Source organism: Chryseobacterium paridis, assembly GCF_016595215.1.
In the GTDB taxonomy this organism is placed as follows: domain Bacteria; phylum Bacteroidota; class Bacteroidia; order Flavobacteriales; family Weeksellaceae; genus Chryseobacterium; species Chryseobacterium paridis.
Map to the genome: position 1 here is coordinate 365063 of NZ_JAENHK010000001.1, position 25111 is coordinate 390173.

18 protein-coding genes are annotated in these 25111 nt (G+C 33.9%); 12 read left to right on the forward strand and 6 right to left on the reverse strand.

Annotation, left to right across the window (positions count from 1 at the left end; genetic code table 11):
- Nucleotides 1-152 precede the first annotated feature (152 nt).
- The 8 genes from JHL15_RS01675 (at nucleotide 153) to JHL15_RS01710 (ending at nucleotide 13811) form a co-directional block, all read left to right on the forward strand.
- The gene (locus tag JHL15_RS01675) at nucleotides 153-2414 is read left to right on the forward strand and encodes a T9SS type B sorting domain-containing protein (RefSeq protein WP_200242001.1); all 2262 of its coding nucleotides are present in this window, start codon (nucleotides 153-155) and stop codon (nucleotides 2412-2414) included.
- A 117-nt stretch (nucleotides 2415-2531) separates the two neighbouring features.
- Nucleotides 2532-4793, forward strand: a complete 2262-nt coding sequence (locus tag JHL15_RS01680; protein ID WP_200242014.1) for a T9SS type B sorting domain-containing protein — start codon at nucleotides 2532-2534, stop codon at nucleotides 4791-4793.
- Between the two features lie 137 nt (nucleotides 4794-4930).
- Nucleotides 4931-6925, forward strand: coding sequence for a T9SS type B sorting domain-containing protein (locus JHL15_RS01685; RefSeq protein ID WP_200242015.1), 1995 nt, complete (start codon nucleotides 4931-4933; stop codon nucleotides 6923-6925).
- A 124-nt stretch (nucleotides 6926-7049) separates the two neighbouring features.
- A complete protein-coding gene (locus JHL15_RS01690; protein WP_200242018.1) occupies nucleotides 7050-7676 on the forward strand; it encodes an NAD(P)H-dependent oxidoreductase in 627 nt (208 codons plus the stop codon).
- A 29-nt stretch (nucleotides 7677-7705) separates the two neighbouring features.
- On the forward strand, nucleotides 7706-9277 hold the full coding sequence (gene nadB, locus JHL15_RS01695; RefSeq protein WP_200242020.1) for an L-aspartate oxidase: 1572 nt from the start codon (nucleotides 7706-7708) through the stop codon (nucleotides 9275-9277).
- Nucleotides 9278-9292: 15 nt separating this feature from the next.
- A complete protein-coding gene (gene nadC / locus JHL15_RS01700; protein ID WP_200242022.1) occupies nucleotides 9293-10153 on the forward strand; it encodes a carboxylating nicotinate-nucleotide diphosphorylase in 861 nt (286 codons plus the stop codon).
- Nucleotides 10154-10362: 209 nt separating this feature from the next.
- The gene (locus tag JHL15_RS01705; RefSeq protein WP_200242024.1) at nucleotides 10363-12996 is read left to right on the forward strand and encodes a TonB-dependent receptor; all 2634 of its coding nucleotides are present in this window, start codon (nucleotides 10363-10365) and stop codon (nucleotides 12994-12996) included.
- A gap of 74 nt (nucleotides 12997-13070) precedes the next feature.
- A complete protein-coding gene (locus tag JHL15_RS01710) occupies nucleotides 13071-13811 on the forward strand; it encodes a nucleotidyltransferase domain-containing protein (RefSeq protein ID WP_200242026.1) in 741 nt (246 codons plus the stop codon).
- 29 nt (nucleotides 13812-13840) lie between these two features.
- Here JHL15_RS01710 and JHL15_RS01715 read toward each other — a convergent pair whose 3' ends face one another.
- The 4 genes from JHL15_RS01715 to JHL15_RS01730 form a co-directional block, all read right to left on the reverse strand.
- A complete protein-coding gene (locus tag JHL15_RS01715) occupies nucleotides 13841-16042 on the reverse strand; it encodes a peptidase domain-containing ABC transporter (protein WP_200242028.1) in 2202 nt (733 codons plus the stop codon).
- A 20-nt stretch (nucleotides 16043-16062) separates the two neighbouring features.
- On the reverse strand, nucleotides 16063-19161 hold the full coding sequence (locus JHL15_RS01720; RefSeq protein WP_234047661.1) for a lantibiotic dehydratase: 3099 nt from the start codon (nucleotides 19159-19161) through the stop codon (nucleotides 16063-16065).
- 24 nt (nucleotides 19162-19185) lie between these two features.
- On the reverse strand, nucleotides 19186-20391 hold the full coding sequence (locus JHL15_RS01725; protein ID WP_200242032.1) for a lanthionine synthetase LanC family protein: 1206 nt from the start codon (nucleotides 20389-20391) through the stop codon (nucleotides 19186-19188).
- 96 nt (nucleotides 20392-20487) lie between these two features.
- Complete coding sequence (locus JHL15_RS01730) at nucleotides 20488-20775, reverse strand: class I lanthipeptide (RefSeq protein ID WP_200242035.1); 288 nt, start codon at nucleotides 20773-20775, stop codon at nucleotides 20488-20490.
- A gap of 235 nt (nucleotides 20776-21010) precedes the next feature.
- On the opposite strand from JHL15_RS01730, the gene JHL15_RS01735 reads away from it, so the two are divergent.
- The 4 genes from JHL15_RS01735 (at nucleotide 21011) to JHL15_RS01750 (ending at nucleotide 23984) form a co-directional block, all read left to right on the forward strand.
- Entirely contained in the window at nucleotides 21011-21343 is a 333-nt protein-coding gene (locus tag JHL15_RS01735; RefSeq protein ID WP_200242037.1) for a DUF2845 domain-containing protein, read from the forward strand.
- A 136-nt stretch (nucleotides 21344-21479) separates the two neighbouring features.
- Nucleotides 21480-21911: a hypothetical protein gene (locus JHL15_RS01740; protein WP_200242039.1), complete on the forward strand. Its 432-nt coding sequence runs from the start codon at nucleotides 21480-21482 to the stop codon at nucleotides 21909-21911.
- Between the two features lie 30 nt (nucleotides 21912-21941).
- Nucleotides 21942-22934 carry an aspartate-semialdehyde dehydrogenase gene (locus JHL15_RS01745; RefSeq protein ID WP_200242050.1) on the forward strand — a complete coding sequence of 331 codons (993 nt, stop codon included), beginning with the start codon at nucleotides 21942-21944 and terminating at the stop codon, nucleotides 22932-22934.
- Nucleotides 22935-23003: 69 nt separating this feature from the next.
- Nucleotides 23004-23984, forward strand: coding sequence for a cation diffusion facilitator family transporter (locus tag JHL15_RS01750; protein WP_200242053.1), 981 nt, complete (start codon nucleotides 23004-23006; stop codon nucleotides 23982-23984).
- Between the two features lie 14 nt (nucleotides 23985-23998).
- On the opposite strand, the gene JHL15_RS01755 is transcribed toward JHL15_RS01750, so the two are convergent.
- Both JHL15_RS01755 and xrtF read right to left on the reverse strand, forming a co-directional pair.
- Entirely contained in the window at nucleotides 23999-24433 is a 435-nt protein-coding gene (locus JHL15_RS01755) for an exosortase F system-associated membrane protein (protein ID WP_200242056.1), read from the reverse strand.
- Complete coding sequence (xrtF, locus tag JHL15_RS01760; protein ID WP_200242059.1) at nucleotides 24420-24950, reverse strand: exosortase family protein XrtF; 531 nt, start codon at nucleotides 24948-24950, stop codon at nucleotides 24420-24422. Before xrtF ends, JHL15_RS01755 begins: the two co-directional genes overlap by 14 nt.
- Nucleotides 24951-25111 lie beyond the last annotated feature (161 nt).

Consider the following 25111-nt stretch of genomic DNA (forward strand, 5'->3'; position numbering starts at 1 on the left):
GAACCATTCCCTACCTTAAATTACCTATTTCATCACTCAACTTAACTTTTATTAAAAAATTATTAATATTTTCCATATAATTAACACAGAGTACACATTTATCAGTTAGGATTTAATATATTTACATGTCCAATTTTTAAATATCCTAATTAATGAATAAAAAATTACTATTTTATTTCTCTCTAATTGTATTCTGCTTATCTGGAAATCTTTTCTCACAAACTTACCAGCTTACAGGAAATCCGGTAAATACTACGGGATGGACAGTGGTTCCTTCTGCTGTAGTAAATGGAGATTTCGTTATGCTTACTGATGATTTAACCAATAAATCAGGAGCTATAAAACTTAATGATCCCATTAATCTGAAATACTGTGACAAGTGGAGAATTGAATTTGATTTCAGACTGGACGGGAACGGGACATCTTCCGGAAGAGGAGATGGCTTTGCATTCTGGTATTTACAAAACCCACCAATAACCAGTCAATTGGGTTCAGGTTTGGGAATTCCACAAAATGCTATCGGCCTTATGATAGGATTTGACCTTTATAACAATACTACAGGAGGTCAAATGAATAAAGTACATCTTGCATATGGTGTTGTACAAAATACCACAGACAACAATAATATAGAATACTTTAACACGGCAGGGAGTTCATTTCACTCTGCTGATCTTACATCTACTATCCCTTTAGTTGGTCCTACTTTCAAGCATGTTGAAGTAACCGGACAAGTGGATCCCGCAACTCCGACAAACTGGATTATCTCTTTAAAAATTGACGGAACTTCTGTGATCAATCAATCTTTTGCCCCTGCCGGAGCTGCAGCAACAATGACTCAGGGATATTTTGGTTTTTCCGCATCTACAGGAGCCGCATCAGCAAGAAGCTCCATTAAAAATGTAAAAATCTATACTGATAAAGTATCTATTTTACAGAATTCTGTAAGCCAATCTTCTTGCCCTAATCCTTCTACAGGAAACGGTGTAGTTAACCTTACAACATTCAATTCACAGTTCGTTAGTACTCCTGCTAATTATACTTTCACCTATTATGTTCTTGGCAGCTCTACACCGATCGCAAATCCTACCAATTATCAGTTTAACACCAATACGACAATCTCTGTCGTCATCAAAGATAATGCTGGAATTCTGTGTGATAATCCTGACGGCAAGATACAACTCGTTCTTGCACCGTTTACAGCCAACAGTGTAACGATTTCTGCATGTAACAACAATAAAGCAGGAACAGCAACATTCAATCTTTCCACAGCGCCTGTAACTGGTGTACCGGGAGCTATTAAAAAGTATTACAAAACCCTTACTGATCTTAACGCAGGAACTAATGAAATCACAAATCCTACAAGCTATATATCAGCTCCGGGAGTTGTATATGTAAAAGTAACTACTCCTCAAGGATGTACCGGAACAGCACAAATTACCCTTGCCTTCCTTCCGGAAGTAATAGCTAATGATACCACTATACGGTCTTGTTTTATTGATACCAATACTACTTCTGCGTTATTTGATCTGACAGCTGCTAATGTAACACCTCAGGCAGGACTAGTTAAAACGTATTACACAAACTTAGCTGATGCAATGAGTGGCACCAATCAGATCGTAAATCCTTCAGCATATGTTTCTACTAATGGTGTAGTGTATGTAAAAGTAACTGACAGCAACAACTGTTATACTATTGTAAAAATTACGCTAATTGTTTTGCCTCCAGTATCTTCTACTGTTCTTAAAGACCAAACAATTTGTATTGATGAAACTGCAACACTAGATGCAGGCCCTGGTTTTGATGGATATCTTTGGAGTACCGGAGCAACAACGCAATCCATTCAAAATGTTCCTGTAGGAATTTATTCTGTAATTTTAAAAACCGGAAATTGCTTTACCAGTCAGATTGTAAGAGTAAAAGCAGCTCCACAACCTGTCATTACAAGCATAGATATTACCAACAGCACAATCACTATTAATGTAAACGGAGGAACTCCTCCTTATAAATTTTCATTGGATGGTACCCACTGGCAAGATTCTAACGTATTTGCAGGTTTATCAAGAGGAGAACACAAAGTATTTGTAAAAGATTATTTCAACTGTGATCCTATTGACGTACAAATCACCGTTCCTAATCTAATCAATGCCATTACTCCTAACGGAGACAACATTAATGACTATATTGATTACTCTGCTCTGGCTTACAAAAAGAATCTGACATTTATTGTTTATGACAGATATGGAAATAAGCTATACGAAGCCGATAAATTAAGAAATTACAGATGGGATGGCACAGCTAGTGGCAAAAAAATATCTACCGCTACATACTGGTATACAATCTCATGGAATGAAAACGATAAAAACAATACTCAAACAACTTACAATGGCTGGGTATTGGTAAAAAATAGGGAATAACAAAAAAGATCACTCCAGCATTGGTAGTGGTCTTTTTTTTATAACCACCTAATCTATAATACAAAACACTTGAAACTAAATAAATGGATAACATTAACAATTTAACCCCTCACTTCAATGAAAAAGACTTTACTGTTCTGCCTTTTTATTATTTTAATTAATCTACCCAACACTCTTTTATCCCAAACATATCAATTATCAGGAAATCCTGTAAATACAACCGGATGGGATCTTGTTTCAAGTGCCAATGTAAACACTGATTTTATTCAACTTACAGCTGATCAAGGCAATCAATATGGAGCTATAAAATTAACCAACCCTATTAATCTAAGGTATTGTGATAAATGGAAAGTAGAATTCGATTTTAGAATCGATGGAAATGGAACAGCCCAATTTGGCAGAGGAGACGGATTTACTTTCTGGTATTTAGCCAATCCTCCAACAGGATTTGTTTCGGGTGGTGGATTAGGTATTCCGGCAAATGCATCCGGTCTAATGGTAGGCTTTGACATTTTCAATAATACCACAGAAGGCCAGATGAGTAAGGTTCATATCCTGTACGGAACAAACAACTCACTCAATAATAATATAGAATACAATAACACCCCTGGTAGTACATTTCATTCACCGGACCTTAATCCGACACAACCTTTTGTCGGCGCAAACTACAAACATGTAGAAGTAAATGGTGAAACAGATCTTACCAATCCTACCAATTGGATCATCAAAGTCAGAATTGATGGGGTATTAATTGCTGATCAGTCATTTGCTCCTTCAGGAGGCGCCATTGGAATGACTCAGGGATATTTTGGTTTTTCAGCGGCCACTGGAGGTGCAAGCGCGAGACATTCTATTAAAAATGCTAAAATTTTCGTAGATAAAGTTCCTATTCTACAAGGTACTATTACCCCATTTGTTTGCGTTAACCCTGCCACAGGAAATGGAACAGTAGATTTGACTTCCTACAATTCTCAATTTGTAAATATTCCAGCCAATTATATTTTCACTTATTATGTATTGGGAAGCTCTACTCCTATCGCCAACCCAACAAGTTTTCAATATACCGGCGCTACAACAATCACAGTTGTAGTAAGGGATCCTTCATCTACTTTATGTGACAATGGAGACGGAGTCATCCAGCTAAACCCTACCCCTTTCTCCGCTGATGACGTAACTTTAACAGGTTGTAACAACAATAATGCAGGAACAGCCATATTTGACTTAACAACAGCTGCAGTAACCACTGTACCTGGCGTAACGAAACACTATTATCCTTCATTGATCGACCTTAACGCGGGAATTAATGAAATTTTAAATCCAACAGCTTATGCGTCTCCTGCAGGTTCTGTATTTGTAAAAGTAACAACCCCACAAGGCTGCGTAGACGTAGCGCAAATTACTTTAAACATTAACCCTGTTGTAGTTGTAAATGATACTACTTTAAGATCTTGTTTTCTGGAATCAAATCTTGCAATGGCTTCTTTTAACTTAACCGCCGCATCTGTAACTACGCAAACAGGAATCAGTAAAAAATATTATCCATCGTTAACCGACGCTCTTAACGGCACCAATGAAATTACAACTCCAGCAGCCTATATCGCTCCAAACGGAGTAGTTTACATTAAGGTTATAAACAATGCCAACGGATGTTATTCGGTAGCCAAAGTAACATTAATTGTACTTGCACCTGTACTATCTACAGTTTTAAAAGATAAAACAATCTGTATCGAAGATAAAACAACTCTAGATGCAGGACCCGGTTTTGCTTCTTATCTATGGAGCACCGGAGCCACAACTCAAACCATAACCAATGTAGGAGTGGGTGTTTATTGGGTAAAACTGAAAACTGGAGAATGTACAGCCACTCAAAATGTAAAAGTATTCCCTTCTGAACAACCCGTGATCAACAATGTAGATATTTCAAGTTCTACAATCACCGTAAATGTAACGGGAGGGACATCACCTTATCAATATTCCTTAGATAATATTAACTGGCAAAGTTCGAATGTGTTTTCTAATTTACCAAGGGGCATAGTTAATATATATGTGAAAGATGCTTATGATTGTGACCCTATTGACATTACAGTAACCATTCCAAATCTGATCAATGTCATCACTCCTAACGGAGACGGTATTAATGATGTGATAGACTATTCAGCACTGGCTGGTAAACAAAACCTGGCATTCAGTATTTTTGATCGGTATGGAGCGAAAATCCATCAGGGTGACAAATCCAATAAGTACCGATGGGACGGAACCATAAGTGGCAGAAAGGTTTCAACGGGAAGCTATTGGTTTTCGGTAACCTGGAATGAAAATGACAAAAAAAATACGGCCTTTAAATATTCAGGTTGGATACTAGTTAAGAACAGAGAATAATTAAAAACATAAAAAGAATCACTCCAAAAAATTGTAGTGATTCTTTTTATTATATCAGATCAAAATATAATATCCAAATAATCTAAATCCCATATTCACTATATACACAACATTACAAAATAAAAAATCTAATAACTATGAGAAAATCTATATTCTTTTATCTTCTAATTATTTTACTTTGCTTACCTATAAAGCTCACATCACAGACTTACCAGTTATCAGGAAACCCTGTCAACACAACCGGATGGACCATGGTTGCACCCACCGTTGTTAATACAGACTTTGTACAGCTTACACCAGATACAAATGACAAATCAGGTTCTATAAGACTAAACGAACCCATAAACCTTAAATATTGTGATAAATGGCGCGTAGAATTTGATTTCAGAATGGATTCAAATCAAAATTATACCGGAGATGGTATCGCTTTTTGGTATTTAGCCAATCCTCCGGTAGCGAGCATCCTTGGTTCCGGATTGGGTGTATCTCAAAATGCAATAGGTTTTATTACCGGTTTTGACACCTACAACAATGCTACAGGCACTTCAGGAATGAGTAAAGTACATGTAGCTTATGGACAGGTTCAAAATACTACTGATACTAACAATGTGGAATTTTTCAATGTTCCCGGGAGTTCTTTCCACTCAGCAGATCTCAATGCAACACAACCGTTTCAGGGAACGACTTATAAGCATGTTGAAGTAAGCGGAGAAGTAGATCCCGCTGCTCCGGCCAACTGGATCGTAAAAATAACACTTGATGGTAATTTAATCGTCAACCAATCTTTTGCCCCTTCAGGTGCAGCAGCCGCAATGACTGTAGGATATTTTGGATTTTCAGCTTCCACCGGAGGAGCAAGATCAAGACATTCCATTAAAAATGTAAAAGTATATGTGGATAAGATCCCTCTTCTACAAACAGCAATTACCAAATCGATTTGCCCCGACCTCGCTGGAATGGCACATATTGACTTAACAACATTCAATCCTCAGTTTACTGCAACCCCGAGTAACTATAACTTCACCTATTATATTACCGGAAGCGGAACCCCGATTCCCAATCCTACAAACTTCGAATATAATGCCGACACTAATATTTCAGTTGTCATCAAAGATCCCACATCAGTATTATGTGATAACAACGACGCAACAATAGCCTTAAAAGTAGCACCCATTGTCACGGTAAATGACACTACTCTAAGATCTTGTTTCATAGAATCAAGTCCTGCTACCGGCACTTTCAATCTAACCGGAGCATCGGTAACATTACAGCTTGGAGTCACTAAAAAGTATTACCCTTCTTTAACAGACGCTATCAATGGGACCAATGAAATCACAAACCCTTCTGCCTATATCGCACCAAACGGAGTAGTTTACATCAAAGTAACGAACTCCAACGGATGCTATGCAATAGCTAAAGTAACACTCATCGTAATAGCACCTGTACTATCTACAGTTTTAAAAGATAAAACAATCTGTATTGAAGATAAAACAACTTTGGATGCAGGACCTGGCTTTGTATCTTATTTATGGAGCACCGGAGCTACAACTCAAACGATAACCAATGTAGGAGTTGGAGTTTATTGGGTAAAACTGAAAACTGGAGAATGTACTGCCACTCAAAATGTAAAAGTATTGCCTTCTGAACAACCTGTGATCACTAATGTAGATATTTCAAGTTCTACAATCACAGTAAATGTAATAGGAGGAACACCACCTTATCAATATTCGTTGGATAATATTAACTGGCAAACCTCTAATGTGTTCTCTAATTTACCAAGAGGGGAAGCTACACTATATGTAAAAGACGCTTATGACTGTGATCCTATTGATATCACCGTAACTATTCCAAATCTAGTGAACGTCATTACCCCTAATGGAGACGGAGTAAATGATGTGATAGACTATTCAGCACTGGCTGGTAAACAAAACCTGACATTCAGTATTTTTGATCGATATGGCGCCAAAATCCATCAGGGTGACAAATCCAATAAATACAGATGGGACGGAACCATAAGTGGTAGAAAGGTTTCAACTGGAAGCTATTGGTTTTCGGTAACCTGGAATGAAAATGACAAAAAGAATACCCCTATTAAATATTCTGGATGGATATTAGTTAAAAACAGAGAATAATACAATCACACTTTCTATATCAAAAGGATTGCTTCATAAACGAGGCAATCCTTTTTCGGTTATTTATAAACAGATATTTTGTGATAACTCTATTTTATTCATATTCTATTCTTAAATTTGGCTTATGAATTATTTGGAAGCTTTAAGCAGAAGATATTCTGTAAAAAAATTCAATAAAGAGATTATTCCTCAGGAAACACTTCATAATATTCTTGAGTCAGGAAAACTGTCTGCAAGTTCCTTAGGGCTTCAGCCTTACAAAATCTTAATTGTAGAAAGCGAAGAAATGAAACAAAAGCTGATTCCAGCTTTTTATAATCCATCCCAAATTTCCACATGTTCCCATCTTATTGTTATTATTTCAAAAAAAACAATTGATGAGAGCTACATTAGAGGCTATTTTAATCATATTTCTGAAGTAAGAGATATTCCCTTGGAAAATCTGGATCTATTTAAAAAGAGCATCAACCAGCATATCGTTCAAAAAAGCCAGGATGAAATTTTCAACTGGGCCGAAAAACAGTCCTATATCGTTTTAGCCAACTTAATGTACGCTGCAGCTATTGAAAATATAGACACCTGCCCAATGGAAGGTTTTCGTGAAGACATGATCGAGAAAATTTTAGGTATAAACCCCGAAACAGAAAAAGTAACTGTTACTCTGGCAATTGGCTACCGTTCTGAAGAAGATGCCTTTCAATACATGAAAAAAGTAAGGAAACCAAACGAAAAATTGTTTAAATTTATTTAATGATTAGACCATTGTCTTAAAGCAAGCATATGATAAAAGCGGATGTATTAATAATTGGTTCCGGAATCTCCGGACTTTCTTATGCCATTAAAGTTTCTGAACAACTTCCTGATGCCAAAATAATTATAGTAACAAAATCCGATGAGGACGAAAGTAACACCAAATATGCTCAAGGTGGTCTAGCAGTAGTTACAGATTTTAAGAAAGACAATTTCGACAAGCATATCGAAGATACCATGCGTGCAGGTGATGGAGAAAGTAAAAGAGACGTGGTAGAAATGGTTGTAAAGGAAGCCCCTGCAAGATTTAATGAAATCGTAGAATGGGGTGCAAAATTTGACATGAAAAATGGAGAATTTGCGCTGGGAAGAGAAGGAGGACACACAGAGAATAGAATTGTACATCACAAAGACATTACGGGTTTCGAGATCGAAAGAGCACTTTTGCAAACTGCTAAAAACAGCCCCAATATTGAAATTTTAGATCATCACTATGTGATCGATATTATTACTCAACACCATGTTCCGGGAAAAGAATTAAATGAAGGAGACATCCATTGTTATGGTGCCTATATTCTGGATGAAAAATCCAAAGCCATCAAAAAAATAACTTCTAAAATAACACTTGTTGCTACCGGAGGCGCAGGACACGTATATAAAAACACAACCAACCCGACTATTGCAACAGGAGATGGCATCGCTTTCGTTGCCCGCGCGAAAGGAAACGTTTCCAATATGCAATATTATCAGTTCCATCCTACAGCTTTATACAGCAAAATTGATGGAATGTTATTTTTAATTTCCGAAGCAGTGCGCGGAGACGGAGCAAAGCTCAGAACAAAAAGAGGTGAAAAATTCATGCATAAATATGATGAGCGTGAAGAACTTGCCTCCAGGGATATTGTTGCCAGAGCAATTGACAACGAAATGAAAATTTCCGGTGATGAATATGTAGGACTAGACTGCAGAGAAATGAACCAGGAGAAATTCTTAGATCATTTTCCAAATATTTATAAAAAATGCAGAGAAGAAGCCATTGATCCTTTTACACAACTCATCCCGGTTGTTCCTGCATGTCATTATTTAATGGGAGGTATCGAAGTAGACAGAGATGGACAGTCTTCAATCAAAAATCTATTTGCCGTAGGAGAATGTACCAATTCCGGATTACATGGAGCTAACAGACTTGCTTCTAATTCTTTATTGGAAGGTCTTGTTTTTGGACATAATGCAGCAATGAAAACTGTTGAGTTATTAAATAATAATAATTTCAACTTTGATGACTTAAAAGCTGTTCCTGAATGGAATGAGGAAGGAATGAAAATTATAGATGAAATGGTGATTGTGAGTTATCTAAGAAAACAGCTACAGGAAATGATGAGCGACCTTGTTGGTATTGTAAGAAGCAACAGACGTCTCAAAATGGCTTTACAAAAGCATCATGAAATTGCTGCTGCTGTTGATGAGATCTACCACTACTCTATTCTTTCCCCTCAATTATCCGAACTGAGAAATTTAACAACCGTTGCTCACCTCATCATCACCCAATCTATGGAAATGACAGAAAATAAGGGAGCATTTTATAATAAAGATTTAGCCTAATAAGCCTACAAGCATATGAAAAAGCCAAGCTACGTAACAGATAAAGCACTTAAGACATTTATAAAATCTGCTTTGGAAGAAGATATTCAGGATGGTGATCACTCCACATTATCCACAATTCCCAAAGATCTAAAACAGAGTGCTAAACTTTTGGTAAAACAAAATTGTATTATTGCAGGAGTTGAATTAGCAGAGATCATTTTTAAAACTTTTGATAAAAATTTAAAAATTGAAACTTTTATAAAAGATGGAGAAGCTGCTAAGGTCGGTGATATTGCTTTTATTGTTACTGGTTCTGCACAATCCATTCTTTCTACTGAGAGATTTGTTCTTAATTGTATGCAAAGAATGAGTGGTATTGCAACACTTACTCACGACTGGGACAGTAGACTGGTAGGAACAAAAACTAAATTATTAGATACAAGAAAAACAACCCCAAATTTCAGAATATGTGAAAAATGGGCTGTAGCTATAGGAGGAGGCACCAACCACAGATACGGTCTTTACGACATGATCATGTTAAAAGATAACCATATTGATTATAATGGAAGTATTACCAATGCTGTAAAAATGGCCAAGGATTACGTCAAAAAAAATAAGAAAAAACTCAAAATAGAGGTTGAAACCAGGAATTTGGAAGAGGTTCAGGAGGCCATTAAAGCAAAGGTAGACAGAATCATGCTGGATAATATGGATGTAAAAACAATGAAGCAGGCAGTTGAAATGATTAACGGCGCTTGTGAATCTGAAGCTTCAGGAGGAATTACCAGAGATGAGCTTAAAGATATTGCATCAACCGGAGTTACTTATATCTCCGTTGGGGCCCTTACCCATTCGGCTGAGAACATAGATTTAAGCCTCAAAGCCGTGAAGTAATGTTATATTTTTAACAAAAATAACAGCACTTTTTTACATATTATGCAACGCATTTTTTTAACACAAAAACACCCTTTTCAACTAAAATACTAAAAACCAGGAAGTTAATTATTCTTAATATTCGTTAAAAATTAACATTGAGTTAATATTGGTTAAATTTTATTTATCGACTTTTGCATAAAATTTAAATCTAACTATTACTAACGATTATGAAATTAATCAACAAATCGATGCTAACTGCGATAATAACTTTATCAACAGCTAGTGTTTATTACGCACAACAAGTTCAGGACACTGTTAAAGACACAAGGTCGAAAGACATTGAGCAGGTTGTACTAACAGGAGTTGCTGATATCGCTAAAGATAGGAAAACTCCGGTAGCAGTTTCAACAATCAAAGAAGCACAAATCGTACAAAGATTGGGTAACCAAGAATTCCCTGAGATTTTATCGACAACTCCCTCTATCTATGCTACAAAAGGGGGTGGTGGCTTTGGAGATGGACGTATGAACGTAAGGGGTTTTGACACCTCTAATACAGCAGTAATGATTAATGGAGTTCCTGTTAATGACATGGAAGGAGGTTCAGTATATTGGTCTAACTGGGCTGGACTATCTGATGTAACTTCTGCAATGCAGATACAAAGAGGTCTAGGAGCTTCAAAATTAGCAATTGCTTCAGTTGGAGGTACTGTTAACATTATCACAAGATCAGCAGATAAAAAGAGAGAGGGTAATGTAACTCTAGGTGTTGGTAATGATGGCTATCTTAAAACTTTATTTTCTTATAATACAGGAAAATCTGCAAAAGGGTGGTCTACTTCATTTTTGATGAGTAGAACAGCGGGAGCAATGTATATTGATGGTTCAGATTTTGAAGCATACAACTACTATTTCGCTTTAGGTTTCCAGCCAAATAAAAAACACGATTTCCAATTTACATTTACAGGCGCTCCACAATGGCATAATCAAACATTTAATAACAGCATCGCAACCGACTTAGATATGGGTGATGGAAAGTTAGACGGTGTTTTATCTGATAAACCAAACAGAAAATATAACTCTAACTGGGGATATCTAAATGGTCAACAATATTCACAAACGGTAAATTACTATAGCAAACCTGTTGCATCAATTAACTGGGACTGGAATATTTCTGAAAAATCAAAATTATCTACAGTAGGATATGCATCTTGGGGTAGAGGTGGTGGAACTGGAATTTTAGGCTCTATCAATGGAAAGGGTATCAATGCTTTACCAAAAAGTACAGACGGTTTAATTCGTTTTGATGATATTTATGCTTGGAATACAGGACAAACAGTTGCTGATTTCGGAGCGAATAACAAAACTCCATTTGTTGGTACAAGTTCTAATGGTATTACCAGAAGAGCTAGTGTAAATTCACATGACTGGTATGGAATTCTATCCAATTTCCAACATAAAGTCAATGACAACTGGAACTTCTCAGTAGGTATAGACGCAAGATATTACTATGGCTATCACCCAGGTCTTGTTACTGACTTCTTAGGAAACACAGAATACCGTGAAGCTGGAAACTTCAATCAATATCCATATTATACAGTTACACAATCATACAATGCAACACCTTCTGCAAACCCGTTTGCAGCTGCAGTAAAAGACAAATCACAGATTGTATACAGAAATTATGATGGTAAAGTTCTTTGGGGAGGAGTTTTCGGACAGTTAGAATATACGAATGATAAAATTTCAGCTTTCGTACAGGGTTCTGCATCTGAGCAGAGCAACCAAAGAATTGATAAGTGGGTTTGGGATGGAACATCTACCGTTCCTACTGGAATATCTACTACACAGCAAGGACAAGTGGTAAACCAAAAAACAGAGCAGAAATTCAGATTCGGATACAACGCAAAAGCCGGTGTGAATTATAATATCAACGAACAGCACAATGTTTTCGTAAATGTTGGTATTTATTCTAAACAACCAAATCAAAATGCTATTTTCCCTTATAATTTGCCAACAAAAACATTCGGTTCTTTGTATCAACAAATCGAAAACAAAGATATAAGAAACGAACAAGTAACTTCTGCTGAAATCGGTTATGGATTCAAAAGTGGAAAGTTCAGAGCAAACTTGAATGGATATTATACAGATTGGAAAGATAGATTTGTTCGTGTTTTAGGTATTACTTATACTAATCCTGATAATACTACTGGTACAAATGGTACTGCAAGTTTGACAGGTGTACGAGAAGTGCATATGGGTGTTGAATTAGAGACATTCTACAAACCTTTAAACTGGTTAGAGTTCAATGGAATGCTTTCTATAGGAAACTGGAAATATAAAAACAACCCAACAGGAAGAATTGCTGACGTAAACGGAGATCCAATTTCCACAAACGGAAAAGACGAAGTTGTATTGGCATTAGATGGAATGAAAGTTGGAGATGCTGCGCAAACAACTGCAGCAATAGGTGCAACAGTGAAACCTGTTAAAAACCTTGATGTTTTCGCAACATGGAGATATTATGATAATTTATATGGAACTTTTAGTATCAATAGCAGTTATATTATTACAACACCTGGAGTAACTCCATCAGGAGCTCAAAATGGTTCGTTGAAAGCACCATCTTACAATTTAACTGATGTAGGAGCTTCTTATACATTTAACTTAAAAAATGGAAACAGATTGATCATAACAGGAAATGTTTACAACGTATTTGACACAACTTACATTTCTGATTTGAGATCAAGTATATTTGTTAACGACAAATCAAAAGGGGTTTACAAAGGATTGGATACAGCTAACAGCGTTTATTTCGGATTCGGAAGAACTTGGGCTGCTTCTCTTTCTTATAGATTCTAAAATTTAAATTACATAAACATATAAAACCCGCCAATGGCGGGTTTTATATGTTTATCTTTATCTTTATTAAAAAAATGGATATAGCTCTTAAAGAATTTATCGAACATTGGAAATCCAAAAATTATGTAATTGGAATTCTTTTAACTGGTAGCTATGCATTAGGGCTACAAAATGAGAACTCTGATATTGACATCAGAATTATATTTGATAATACACAAAAAACAACTCTGAAAGGGATAAAAAATAAAATTTCATATTTCGCCGAAAGTATTGAATCAGTAAAAAAAAGAATGCAACAAGATTTTATACGTAATATAAAATTCGAAGCCAGGCTTTTTAGCATCGGAAAGATACTGTATAAAAAAGATGATGCAATCGATGAGTTGGTTACAATTGCTCAAAAGTTTATGAATACCCCTTTTAGGAATGTTCAGCATAAAAGAGACGCTATCATATTAAAAACCTACTCATTATCAGTTAATTATAATTACTTATTGCAAAATGAATCTTCAAAGCTCTACATTTATAATTACATGAGCTTTATGAAAAATGTCTTACATACCTACTCATGGTTTATAAGCTACGAATCATTTATTGATGTAAAAACAGATTTAATATTAAATAATGCTAATTATAGAAAGATCAACTTATGGCAGGATTATCCAGACAAGACTTTTATTCAAATTTGGATAGATTGCATAGAAAAAGAATATAATAATGAGAATGTTACAAAAATCTACAGTTATCTGCAATCAAAAATGACACAAATAGAAGGAAGAGATTTCGAAGTGGTGCGGGAGGAAAATATATTTTAATTTTACTTTGAAAAAATGATATATAGGAGCTAATTCCCAAGCTCCAATTGATTTTTCACAAGTTGGTAGTAAGATCCTCTTAAAGCGACTAATTCAATATGAGTTCCTTCCTCTATAACTTTTCCCTGATCCAGAACAATAATTTTATCCGCATGTTTCACTGTAGATAGGCGGTGCGCAACGATAACAGCTGTTCGCCCTTTAAAAAAATGTTCAAGATTGTCTATTATGGTCCTTTCATTATTTGCATCTAAGGCGCTGGTCGCCTCATCAAAAAATATATATTCTGGAGATTTATATACAGCCCGAGCAATAAATAAGCGTTGCTTTTGCCCTCCACTTATTCCCATACCTTCATTACCAATCTTAGTGTTATAGGTCAATGGAAGACTTTCTATAAATTCTTTAATATTAGCAATATGCACAGCATGTTTTAATCTAGATTTATCAATATCATCATCTCCTACCACAATATTATCTGCAATCGTATCATTAAAAATATAACCATCCTGCATCACAACACCTATATGATCTCGCCACATTGTTGGAGAAATATTCTTAAAATTTTGGTTTCCCAATTTTACATCTCCTTTTGTAGGCTCGTAAAATTTCAATAATAACTTAATCAGTGTAGTTTTACCACTACCACTAACTCCAACGATTGCTGTCGTTTTCTGATAAGGAATTACCAGATTCAGGTTCTCGAAAACATTCTGATTTGATCCTGTGTATCTAAAACTAAGATTATGAACAAATAAATCTCCTCCAGATATATTAGGAGCAAATTGGGATTCTTCAGTTTCTTCTTCATCCTTCTCATGTATTTCATTAAGCCTTTCTAATGAAATACTAGCATCTTGTAGTTGTTTAATAAATCCTATAACTTGACCTATTGGCCCATTTAACTGACCTATAATATACTGTATAGACATCATCATTCCCAAAGTAATATTCCCATCAATGACCAATTTAGCAGAAAGAAAACTAATAATCATATCTTTTATTTGGTTAATAAATCCACCTCCAATAGACTGCCATTGATCCAAAGAAAGACTTTCTATTCTTATCCTAAATATCTTTACCTGTAACGATTCCCAAGCCCACCTCTTTTTCTTTTCAGCATTTTGCATTTTAATCTCCTGCATACCATTAATCAACTCAATCACCTTACTCTGGGTCTGAGATACTTGAGAGAAATTTTTATAATCCAGATCTTTTCTCTTTTTTAGAAAAAAAAGAATCCACATTGAATACAATGTAGCCCCAACTACAAATACAAGAAACAATCTATAGTCATAAAGCAATAAAATAATACTGTAAACAAAAAAGTTAACAATTGAAAACAATGTACTCAATGTTGAGCCTGTAAGTAATTGCTCTATTCTTGAATGATCTCCAATCCTCTGCATGATATCTCCTGTCATTCGGGTATCAAAAAAGCTTATAGGTAATTTCATTAGCTTAATAAAGAAATCTGAAACTAAAGAAATATTAATTCGGGTACTCAGGTGCAACAAAATCCAGCTTCTGACAACGTCAACTCCCATTCTTCCGAGATACAGCATAAATTGAGCAATTAGTACTAGATAAATAAAATTAATATCTCTATTCTGAATCCCGACATCAACAATACTTTGGGTAAGAAAAGGAAGTATTAGAGAAAGTAAACTTCCCGCAAGGAGACCAACAGCCAATTGAATAATTAGTGACTTATATTTTATAGCATAACGGCTAAGAAACCTTAGGTTTAGCTTTTTCCCTTCATCATCCCATTCTGTATCATAAAAGGCTGGAGTAGTTTCTACCACCAGAGCAACTCCTTCTTTTAATGTTTCATCTGCATTATTTCCGATCCAATGCTTTATAAATTCATCTTTCTTGTAAGTGACAAGCCCATACGCAGGATCTGATATATAGATTAAATAATCTTTAGATTTCTTCTTGATTTCGTATATTACTACAAAATGTTTTTTATCCCAATGTACAATACATGGTAGAGGAATACCTCTTGTGAGAATATCAAAATTTATTTTTACGCCATTCGTTTTAAATCCCATCTTTTCTGCAGCATTACTGAGATTTAGTAAACTACTTCCTATTCTTGTCGTTTCGGAAAGCATTCTGATGTACTGTAATCCTACCAACTTACCATAATATTTACTAATAATGCGTAAGCAAGTCGGACCACAATCTTTAGCATCAGGCTGGCGGTAAAAGGGGAATTTTTTCACAATGATTTAAAATAATAAACTTATACTTCAAAAGATTTCCGTGCCTTAATCGACTGATACTTTTTAAACAAGAAAAAATAAATCTTAAATTCATTAAAGCGTTGCTTTTCTATAAATAATCGATTCATACTCATATGAATATATCCTGATAAAACATTTAGATAATCATTTTCAACATTTGTTTTAACTTGGTCAATAATTTGTTTTAAACTGGATTGTTTGATAAGTTTTATTACATCTTCACTGAGTTTTTCTTCAATTACAATATCTTTAATTCTCCTCTGCTCTTCATGTAAAGTATTTCTCATTATCTTGTCTTTCGTATAATCGAACTCTCTTGCATAGTAATTAAATTGTCTTTCCAAAAAATTTAACCTAACCTCATCACTAATATTAGAAAGATTAAGATAGTTCTCTGTCAGGTAATACCCAACTAAAAACATATCCGAGTAATTTATACTTTTCTGGCAATTATATATATTGTATATCAATAATGAATCATAATAAAACAGAGTTTCCGAATTAATAATATTCTTACCCCCATATCTTGTTAACTCTCTAATATAGGTATCTTGGACAATATTCGACACATATCCTTTTTTAACCAACGGTGCTAATATTTTGTAGCAAGCATTCATTACTAGAGAAAGAAATTGCAAATCGTTCACATAAAGGCGTAATCTCAAATGTTGTTTGGGATCTGAATATCTTGTAAAAAACCATTTTTCAACAATTCCCTTTTTAACAAATTTATTTTCAATACAATCAACAAGTTGAAAAAGTATTTTATTGATGAATTTAAAATCTAGATAAATTTTAAGATAAATCCAATGAGATCCCGGAATAAATACTTTAGTAGTATTGTAATCATCTTTAATATTTAGTTTTCTTTCTATAGTAGCTCTTATATTGGGATACTTTTTACCTTTGTTTATAAAAGGAACTATAATTTCTTTATGATAAGCAGAACTTTCATATTCATTCATATCTTCCAATAAACTTTCGTATAAAGTAATATATTTATCTTTTTTGTCAATGATTTTCCACAGCATATCCATTCCTAGGGACGTCGATATATCAAGGCAAATTGTATTATCTCCATCTTTAAAGACTATTAAATCATAAATACTTAATTCTCTTTTGATCTTCCCAAATTTATCTTTGAAATCACTAAGACTTTTGCATTTTTTTAATTCAAGAAATTTTTCATTTTTAATCATCCACTTTTTGGGTTCTAATATGTAATTCCTATACATTACCCTTGGAAAACACTCTTCAATAGAATCTATGATTCCCCAATCCCATACTTTAATATTGGGATTACCCTGATACTGCATATCACATAAAAAATGATAGATAGGAAGTCCATTCTTACTAAAGTTATGGGCATTGGATAAACGAGGTTTAATTGGCCTTTTTAGCTTTCTGGAAAATAAAAATAATTCATTATTTATTAGCTGAATATAAAGATCATCTAAGTAAATTTTTTGTTTTTCAGGAAGCACAGAATTAGACAAATAAGGAATTTCATATTTTCCAAAATGAGGTCTTGCAATTACATTTCCTGCCCTTGCTTGTGGTAAATGAATAACCTCTGCATAAATGTAGTTTTCATTCTGTTCTTCATGTTCATCTATTAGTTTATGTAAGTTATTATAAACCATATTGTGTGAAGAACAAAAACGCCCTAAAAGGTTATTCCCTAAAGAACTTGAAAGGGATGAAATTTGAATGAGGTTCTCTTTCTTTTGAGGGTAAATTTTTAAAAAAAAATTAACATGTGGCAATTCAACTGGTACAGTATCATTAAAATGATTTTTTATATCAGTCGCATCAATAGTAATTTGATCTTTATTTTGTTTTAAATATTGATGATACTTATATAGAACAAAAGTTGTCAGTTTACTGTTATCACTTTTCTTTCCTGTATCATAAAAATCTCTGAGGCTTCTCGCACTCTTGTAGCCTATCCCCAATTCACCGTCTAACGCCTCTGCTAATTTAACCTTTCCATCTTCATATCGTTCTTTGAATGCTCTTTTAAAAACTTCAAACCAAGAGTTTTGAGAAGATGGTGTAGAAAACTTAGAGACCATGTTGATTAAACCTTTTAGTTCTTTCTTTGTTTCAATACTAAAGGTCTCATCATTTTTTAAATCTATTACATCCAATTGTATCAGATTCTTCTCGGATATGTGAGGCAATACAGCAATAACATGCTTATGTATTTCTTTATACAATTCTATATTTGATCGACTATTACTAACCTGAAGTAATAGTCCTTTTACGTTTAATAAAATATTCCTGATTTCAGAAATCTTATCATTTATTCCTTCTTTATGCAGGTGCTCCAAAAATTCTAACAGGAGATCAAAATAATCTCTTCCAGAAACATTTATGTCCAGATTACTTGTTAAAACTTTATTAAAAATTAGTTCATCCACATAACGTACTAATTCTTCTTTTGAAACATCATATTTACTTAATAATCTATCGATCAACAGAGTATAGCCAATTCCTTTTCGGGATATCTTAACAATATAAGATAGCACTTCATTATACTGTAAAGACACTAAGTGATGGCTTAGAATCGTTTTTTTTAGTCTGTATTCTACATATCTGTATTTTCCCCCTGCTTCGTACAAACTATTGTTTACTCTATAGATTAGGAATTCTTGAACTCCGTCAAGCTTAGAAATATAATCTCCTATTTGATATTGTACCTCCATATCAAGACGCGGAAAATACTGTAATGAAGTTAGTGCTTCTTTATTTTCTATTTGTTCTTTATAAATACCTTGGCTAAAATTAGCAAATAGCCCAAAGGGAGTACAGCGGCTTGCAGATCTAATGTAATATTTAGCTAAAGAATGTAGCAGTTTCTTTCTGTCCTTATCTGAGAAATTGTCGGGAGTTGCAGAATATTTTAATGTTTCATTATATAGAATATTAGATGCCAGATATAATGCCTCATTTAATTGATAGTTTTCAGAAAATTCTTTAACAAGATAATTAAGAATCTCCTTATCATGATAAGTTTTAGAAAATTTATAAAATTCAAAAAGTTTTTTCAAAGGCAGAAGAGGCTGCCTCATTGCATAAAAATCACTCTCGTACATTGTTGTTTATATAATAAAAAAACATTACATTAATAAAACATCACCCCATTTAATATCAGGATCAATCAAAGAAAGTAAAGACAACCCGATACCACTAAGACCTTGCAAAAAACCGAAATCATTATAATATCCCCGTTCATTATGCCAAGCACTGTGTCCCGTTGTATATTTTTCTTGCTCGGAATGAATCATTTCAATAGTTACGTTCTTCCAATATTCTACGGTTTCAGAATAATCAACTTCTTTATTAAGATAAGAAAACTTATTAAAAATATACATTACGCCTGATGATCCATGGCAAACCCCAGCATCTTTGATACTATTAAGATTCAGATCTCTTTTAGGTGCTGAAAAATTAATGCAATCTAAAGCGATCTTTTTAAAATCTTCATTTTGAATGGCTTTTCCAACATCCCACAATGAAACACCCATTCCCAAATCTCCATAGCACCATCCAAGCCGAGATCCCTTACTCATATTTTGTTCAATATCTTCAGTTGCAGATGTCATCGTAGGGAAAAGAGAATTCCTCTTCGTTTTAAATTTAAAATCCAGCATTGCATATGTTGCATCACTTAGTAAGATCTTCAATTCATTACTAGAATTCAGCTCATAAATTTTAGACAAAACAGATACAATAGCCGGCTGTCCATGTGATAGGCCGAAATTGAGTATATCATCATGCCTTTTAGATTCGCTTACATTAAAAGATGGCCAATAAGGTTTATTATAGATTGTAATTTCATTACCCAACGTTACTTTGGAAGTAATATTTTCTATATACTCGTTTGTTGTATGGGCTCCCTCTGTAAAGTAATATAAAGCTCCTATAGCTCCATGTAAAAAATCATAGTTCCCCCGATTTATTTCTTCAATGGCATACTTATAAATATATTCATCTAAATCAGACAGTGCATCTTCTACTTCAAAATCAATAAACTCTTCTTTATGAAGAAATTTTAATAACCATCCTAAACCTGAAACACCAGTACTAAATCTATAATTATTATATTTTATATTAGTCTTAATACCTTCCAAAATATGATCAACCAATATATTTCCCTTGTCTAAACTTTTGGAATCATTAAAAGTTTTTCCGTAATAAAAATAAAAAAGACAAATACCCCCTAATTCATAAAGTAGTGCTGGAATATATAAATCTTTACTTTGATATAAATTATCTATTTTACTTTTTATATTCTTTATTTCTTTTATCAAATTCTTCGTCATAAATAATCAATTCATCTTTGGTATAAAGATAAATACGGATATCTTTCTTTATAGAAAAACTATCCGTATTTATTTTAATCGTAAATAACAAAAATATTATGTTCTGTCATCACACAGTCCTGAACCATCTTGTGTAATGTCTGTAATACAACCTGTATCGTCTGTGTCATTCACTGTACAACCTCCATATGTACAATCTTCATCTGTACAATCATTTGTATTACACCTCTCTGTTTCATCACATGCATTTCCTGGACACTGGCTAAGGTCTACGGTAACTACGTTTCCACCCCCTCCTCCTATAATTTTTTGAGATTCATCTTGTGATAGATTAAGAATGTCTTCCTTGTTAATTTCTAATTTAATGATTTTTTTCTTTTTCATATAATTTTTTATTTTTCCTAATATCAAATATACATTTATATCTGAAATTCTGAAATAACATATATTATATTTCATTAACAATTTCTCCAAAATACCGATTAATCCAGTTATTATTTTTTTATCATTAAAAGAAATACAAAAAATGCAAAAAACAACTTGTCAAGTATTTACAGTTCACATTTACTCATGAAGTTCATGAAAATCTAATATTTTTTATATCTTTAAATAAAAAATTATGCGTTTATTTTTGATTCAAACAATATCTATAGTCCTAATTTTAGCTTCTTTAACTTCCTGCACAACAAGGAGTAAATTTTCTTCTGAATCAGTAAGCATTGGAATGACCAAGGAACAGGTTATATCAAAATTTGGACAACCTTATAAGTCCGCATTTACAAAGAATAAAGACACCGGGGAGATGGAAGAATCTTTATTTTATAAAGAAAATTTCAATCTGGGAAATAGCTCAATAACAAATATCCTAACTTTTAAAGACGGAAAATTAGTTGCTCTTGAACAAGGGCAGGAATCAAATACCAATTCACCTACAATTGTAACTCATCCTTAATATTTACAGCTCTATGAGGAGCTTCAATTGTATTAAGACATTAATAACATAAATTTAGATTTTATAAATATCAATCCCGGCTTTCGCCGGGATTTTTTGTTATCTTTGTTGATTAGAAAAATAGAAAAAACAGGATATGGATTTTTACAAGATTTTACTTAATGCCCATAAAGGATTTGGGTATTTAGAGCTTCTTTTAGTAGCATTATTTATTATCGCACTTTTAGGAACCATGTTTGGTTTCAGTGGAAAAGTGAACAAATTTTTAAAGAAGACTACCCTCTTCACAATGATTTTCTTCCACGTTCAGTTTCTGATTGGGATCATTATGTTGATCACCAATTTTACAAAAGGATTGGATATGGGAGCAGTAATGAAAAATGCTGATCTAAGATTTCAGTATGTAGAACATCCATTTTCTATGCTAATTGCAGCTGTATTGATGACGATCATCAATAAAAAAGTAAAATCCAATGATACGATTTCTTTAGGAATTGTAATTATGGGATTAATTGCAGTTGGTTTATTCGCATTCGCGTTCCCTTGGACAAGAGTCTTCGGGGCATAATATATTAACTTAAACATTGTAATCATTAAGATGAAAGTAGCTGTAGTAGGTTCAACAGGAATGGTTGGACAAGTTATGCTTAAAGTTTTGGAGGAGAGAAACTTCCCTATCACAGAATTAATTCCGGTAGCATCGGAAAAATCTATTGGTAAGAAGGTGAAGTATAAACAGGAAGAGTATACGATTGTAAGCATTAATGACGCTATAGCTGCCAAACCTGATATTGCAATTTTCTCTGCAGGAGGATCAACTTCTCTAGAATTTGCACCAAAATTTGCAGAAGCAGGAATTACTGTAATCGATAATTCTTCTGCCTGGAGAATGGATCCTGATAAAAAACTGGTAGTTCCAGAAATCAATGCAGAGGTATTAACTGCTAACGATAAAATCATTGCTAATCCAAACTGTTCTACCATTCAGTTGGTAATGGTTTTAGGCCCGCTTAATAAGAAATATGATCTGAAAAGAGTGGTTATTTCTACGTATCAGTCCGTAACCGGAACAGGAAAAGCAGCCGTAGATCAGTTAAATTCTGAAATTAAGGGTGATGATTCTGTAGCAAAGGTTTATCCTTATCAGATCTTTAAAAATGCCTTACCACATTGTGACGTTTTCAGTGATGACGATTACACGAAAGAAGAAATTAAATTAATGAAAGAACCTAAGAAGATTTTAGGGGACGATACATTTAATTTAACGGCAACAGCAGTTAGAGTACCGGTTCAGGGAGGACATTCTGAAAGTGTGAATATCGAATTTGAAAATGAATTTGAACTGGATGAAGTGAGAAAAATTTTATCTGAAACGCCTGGAGTCGTTGTGATAGATGATGTGAAAAACAATCAATATCCAATGCCACTGAACTCTGAGGGGAAAGATGAAGTTTTCGTTGGAAGAATACGACGAGACCTCTCCCAGCCGAAAACGCTCAATCTCTGGATCGTAGCAGACAATCTGCGAAAAGGAGCTGCAACGAACGCAGTACAGATCGCAGAATATTTAGTATCAAATAACTTAGTTTAAACTAACAAAATAAAAAAGAGTCTCAAAATTGAGATTCTTTTTTTTATCAAACTACGAAGATTAAAGAATATGAATAAAAATAAGATAGGCTTTCAAAGATGGATTGCTGTTTTCGGAGTCATTTTGTTCATCGGTAAATTGATTGCCTGGAAACTCACCAATTCAGATGCTGTGTTCTCAGATGCGATGGAAAGTGTAGTAAATGTCATCAGTGCTTTCATGGGACTCTATTCACTACATTTGGCAGCTAAACCTAAAGATGAAGGTCATCCTTACGGACATGGAAAGGTAGAATTCGTCACCTCAGGTATAGAAGGTGCTTTAATTGCCATTGCAGGAATAATGATCATCTACGAGGGTGTTAATAGTTTAATCGTTGGTAAGACACTTAACCAGCTCGATTGGGGAATCGCTATTATTGCTGCTACTGCTGTGGTTAATTATTTATTGGGGTATATTTCCATTAAAAAAGGAAAAGCAGATAATTCTTTAGTCCTTATATCCTCCGGAAAGCACTTACAGTCTGATACGATAACTACACTTGGAGTTGTTCTCAGTTTAGTCATTGTCTACTTTACAAAAATATACTGGCTGGATTCAGTTGTAGCTTTGATTTTTGGCGCTTACATTATTTTTGTGGGATATAAGATCATCCGAAAGTCATTAAGCGGAATTATGGACGAACAAGACCCAGAAATACTTGTTCAGATTGTCCACATTCTCGAAAATAATAGAAAAGACGAATGGATAGATGTTCACAATATGAAAATCCAGCAGTTTGGTGCATCTCTGCACATCGATGCGCATATTACACTTCCATGGTACTACAGTTTGCGTGATGCTCATAAAGAAATGGAAAATGTAATTATTCTTTTAGCTAAGAATATAAAACGTACGATTGAATTTAATTTTCATATGGACGATTGTAAAACCATTTCCTGTCCTGTTTGCCAGATTAAAGATTGCCCCGTGCGTGAAAGGGATTTTGTAAAGAGAGTGGAATGGACTTCTGAAAATATAACCTTGGAAGTTAAACACACCGCAGAATAAAACCTTCAAAGATTTTACTTTTGTTTCAACATTTGTTTTCTGTAGTAAAACATTGGGACTATTAAAAGTAATATTAAAGGCTGGATCACAAATCTTCTCATGTAAAAAGAAAAAAGATAACCTATCTGAAATCTATCATGAATACAATATAGATAGATCGGAAAAGTAATAAGAAAAATTATTATGATCAAGATAATTCCTTGTATCGTCCATGTCTTATTTTTAAACATGAAAAAAATAATTAACGAAGAAAAAAATAAATTCAGAATAAAACGGAACAAATGTCCCAAAATAAGCTTTCCCCATTCAAAAGATGGAAAAGCAATACTTTTATCAGCTTCATGAAAATAGCCCAGAAATGGATCATAAAATAATTTGTGCTCAAAGATTCGAACACTTATTAATCCAAAGATTCCGATTATTACAACAAGCCAATTAAGAATTTTCATTTTTCAGTGCAAATAATTTAATCCAAACAAGCCAAAGCACGACCACTGTTCCATAAATAATAGCAGGAAAAAGAAAATCGTGAGCTATCCTCTCATATTCTTTGTAGTCACGAACCAAAAGGTTAATTCCAACAATTCTTAACAAGTTAATCACATAAAGTAATAGGAGCCCTACTAATACAAAAACAAAAGTTTTAGGTCCTTTATAAAATGCAAAAACAAAAGAAGTAAATAAGATCATCACAGAAATAGCATTGCATCCTTCCACCATTCTTGTTACATAAACAGTTTTCACATAAAACCATACTTGCTCCTTTGCCACATCATTATATAGCTGTGTAGGATAATGTAAAGCATTTTGAATAGAGCTTACCTGATTGGCAACCATTTTTGAAAAAGGATCCAGCCCTGTTTCTTTAAAACTATTCAGGTAAAACTGATAGCAAAAAAGCAACACCAGATAGATGATGATGAACCTCAACAGAATACTTAAAACTGGTTTAAAATCCTTTAGCATAATACAAATATAAAGAAAAGTCAGAAAGTGCAAAGCTGTGATTATTTATATAAATGCTATGTTTTAAGAGTCCTGAAAAATTATCTCCTTATTTATTCAAATCCTTTTTCAAATCCAGGATAGAATTTTGGACCTAAAACTTCCCTGTTACTGCCTCCAGC

Bases quoted from the DNA above. Each gene is read 5' to 3' on its own strand.
- JHL15_RS01720 (WP_234047661.1), bottom strand. From the start codon at position 19,161: ATGTACGAGAGTGATTTTTATGCAATGAGGCAGCCTCTTCTGCCTTTG.
- JHL15_RS01685 (WP_200242015.1), top strand. From the start codon at position 4,931: ATGAGAAAATCTATATTCTTTTATCTTCTAATTATTTTACTTTGCTTA.
- JHL15_RS01690 (WP_200242018.1), top strand. From the start codon at position 7,050: ATGAATTATTTGGAAGCTTTAAGCAGAAGATATTCTGTAAAAAAATTC.
- JHL15_RS01735 (WP_200242037.1), top strand. From the start codon at position 21,011: ATGCGTTTATTTTTGATTCAAACAATATCTATAGTCCTAATTTTAGCT.
- xrtF (WP_200242059.1), bottom strand. From the start codon at position 24,950: ATGCTAAAGGATTTTAAACCAGTTTTAAGTATTCTGTTGAGGTTCATC.
- JHL15_RS01750 (WP_200242053.1), top strand. From the start codon at position 23,004: ATGAATAAAAATAAGATAGGCTTTCAAAGATGGATTGCTGTTTTCGGA.
- nadB (WP_200242020.1), top strand. From the start codon at position 7,706: ATGATAAAAGCGGATGTATTAATAATTGGTTCCGGAATCTCCGGACTT.
- JHL15_RS01745 (WP_200242050.1), top strand. From the start codon at position 21,942: ATGAAAGTAGCTGTAGTAGGTTCAACAGGAATGGTTGGACAAGTTATG.
- nadC (WP_200242022.1), top strand. From the start codon at position 9,293: ATGAAAAAGCCAAGCTACGTAACAGATAAAGCACTTAAGACATTTATA.
- JHL15_RS01755 (WP_200242056.1), bottom strand. From the start codon at position 24,433: ATGAAAATTCTTAATTGGCTTGTTGTAATAATCGGAATCTTTGGATTA.
- JHL15_RS01730 (WP_200242035.1), bottom strand. From the start codon at position 20,775: ATGAAAAAGAAAAAAATCATTAAATTAGAAATTAACAAGGAAGACATT.
- JHL15_RS01710 (WP_200242026.1), top strand. From the start codon at position 13,071: ATGGATATAGCTCTTAAAGAATTTATCGAACATTGGAAATCCAAAAAT.
- JHL15_RS01740 (WP_200242039.1), top strand. From the start codon at position 21,480: ATGGATTTTTACAAGATTTTACTTAATGCCCATAAAGGATTTGGGTAT.
- JHL15_RS01675 (WP_200242001.1), top strand. From the start codon at position 153: ATGAATAAAAAATTACTATTTTATTTCTCTCTAATTGTATTCTGCTTA.
- JHL15_RS01680 (WP_200242014.1), top strand. From the start codon at position 2,532: ATGAAAAAGACTTTACTGTTCTGCCTTTTTATTATTTTAATTAATCTA.
- JHL15_RS01725 (WP_200242032.1), bottom strand. From the start codon at position 20,391: ATGACGAAGAATTTGATAAAAGAAATAAAGAATATAAAAAGTAAAATA.
- JHL15_RS01705 (WP_200242024.1), top strand. From the start codon at position 10,363: ATGAAATTAATCAACAAATCGATGCTAACTGCGATAATAACTTTATCA.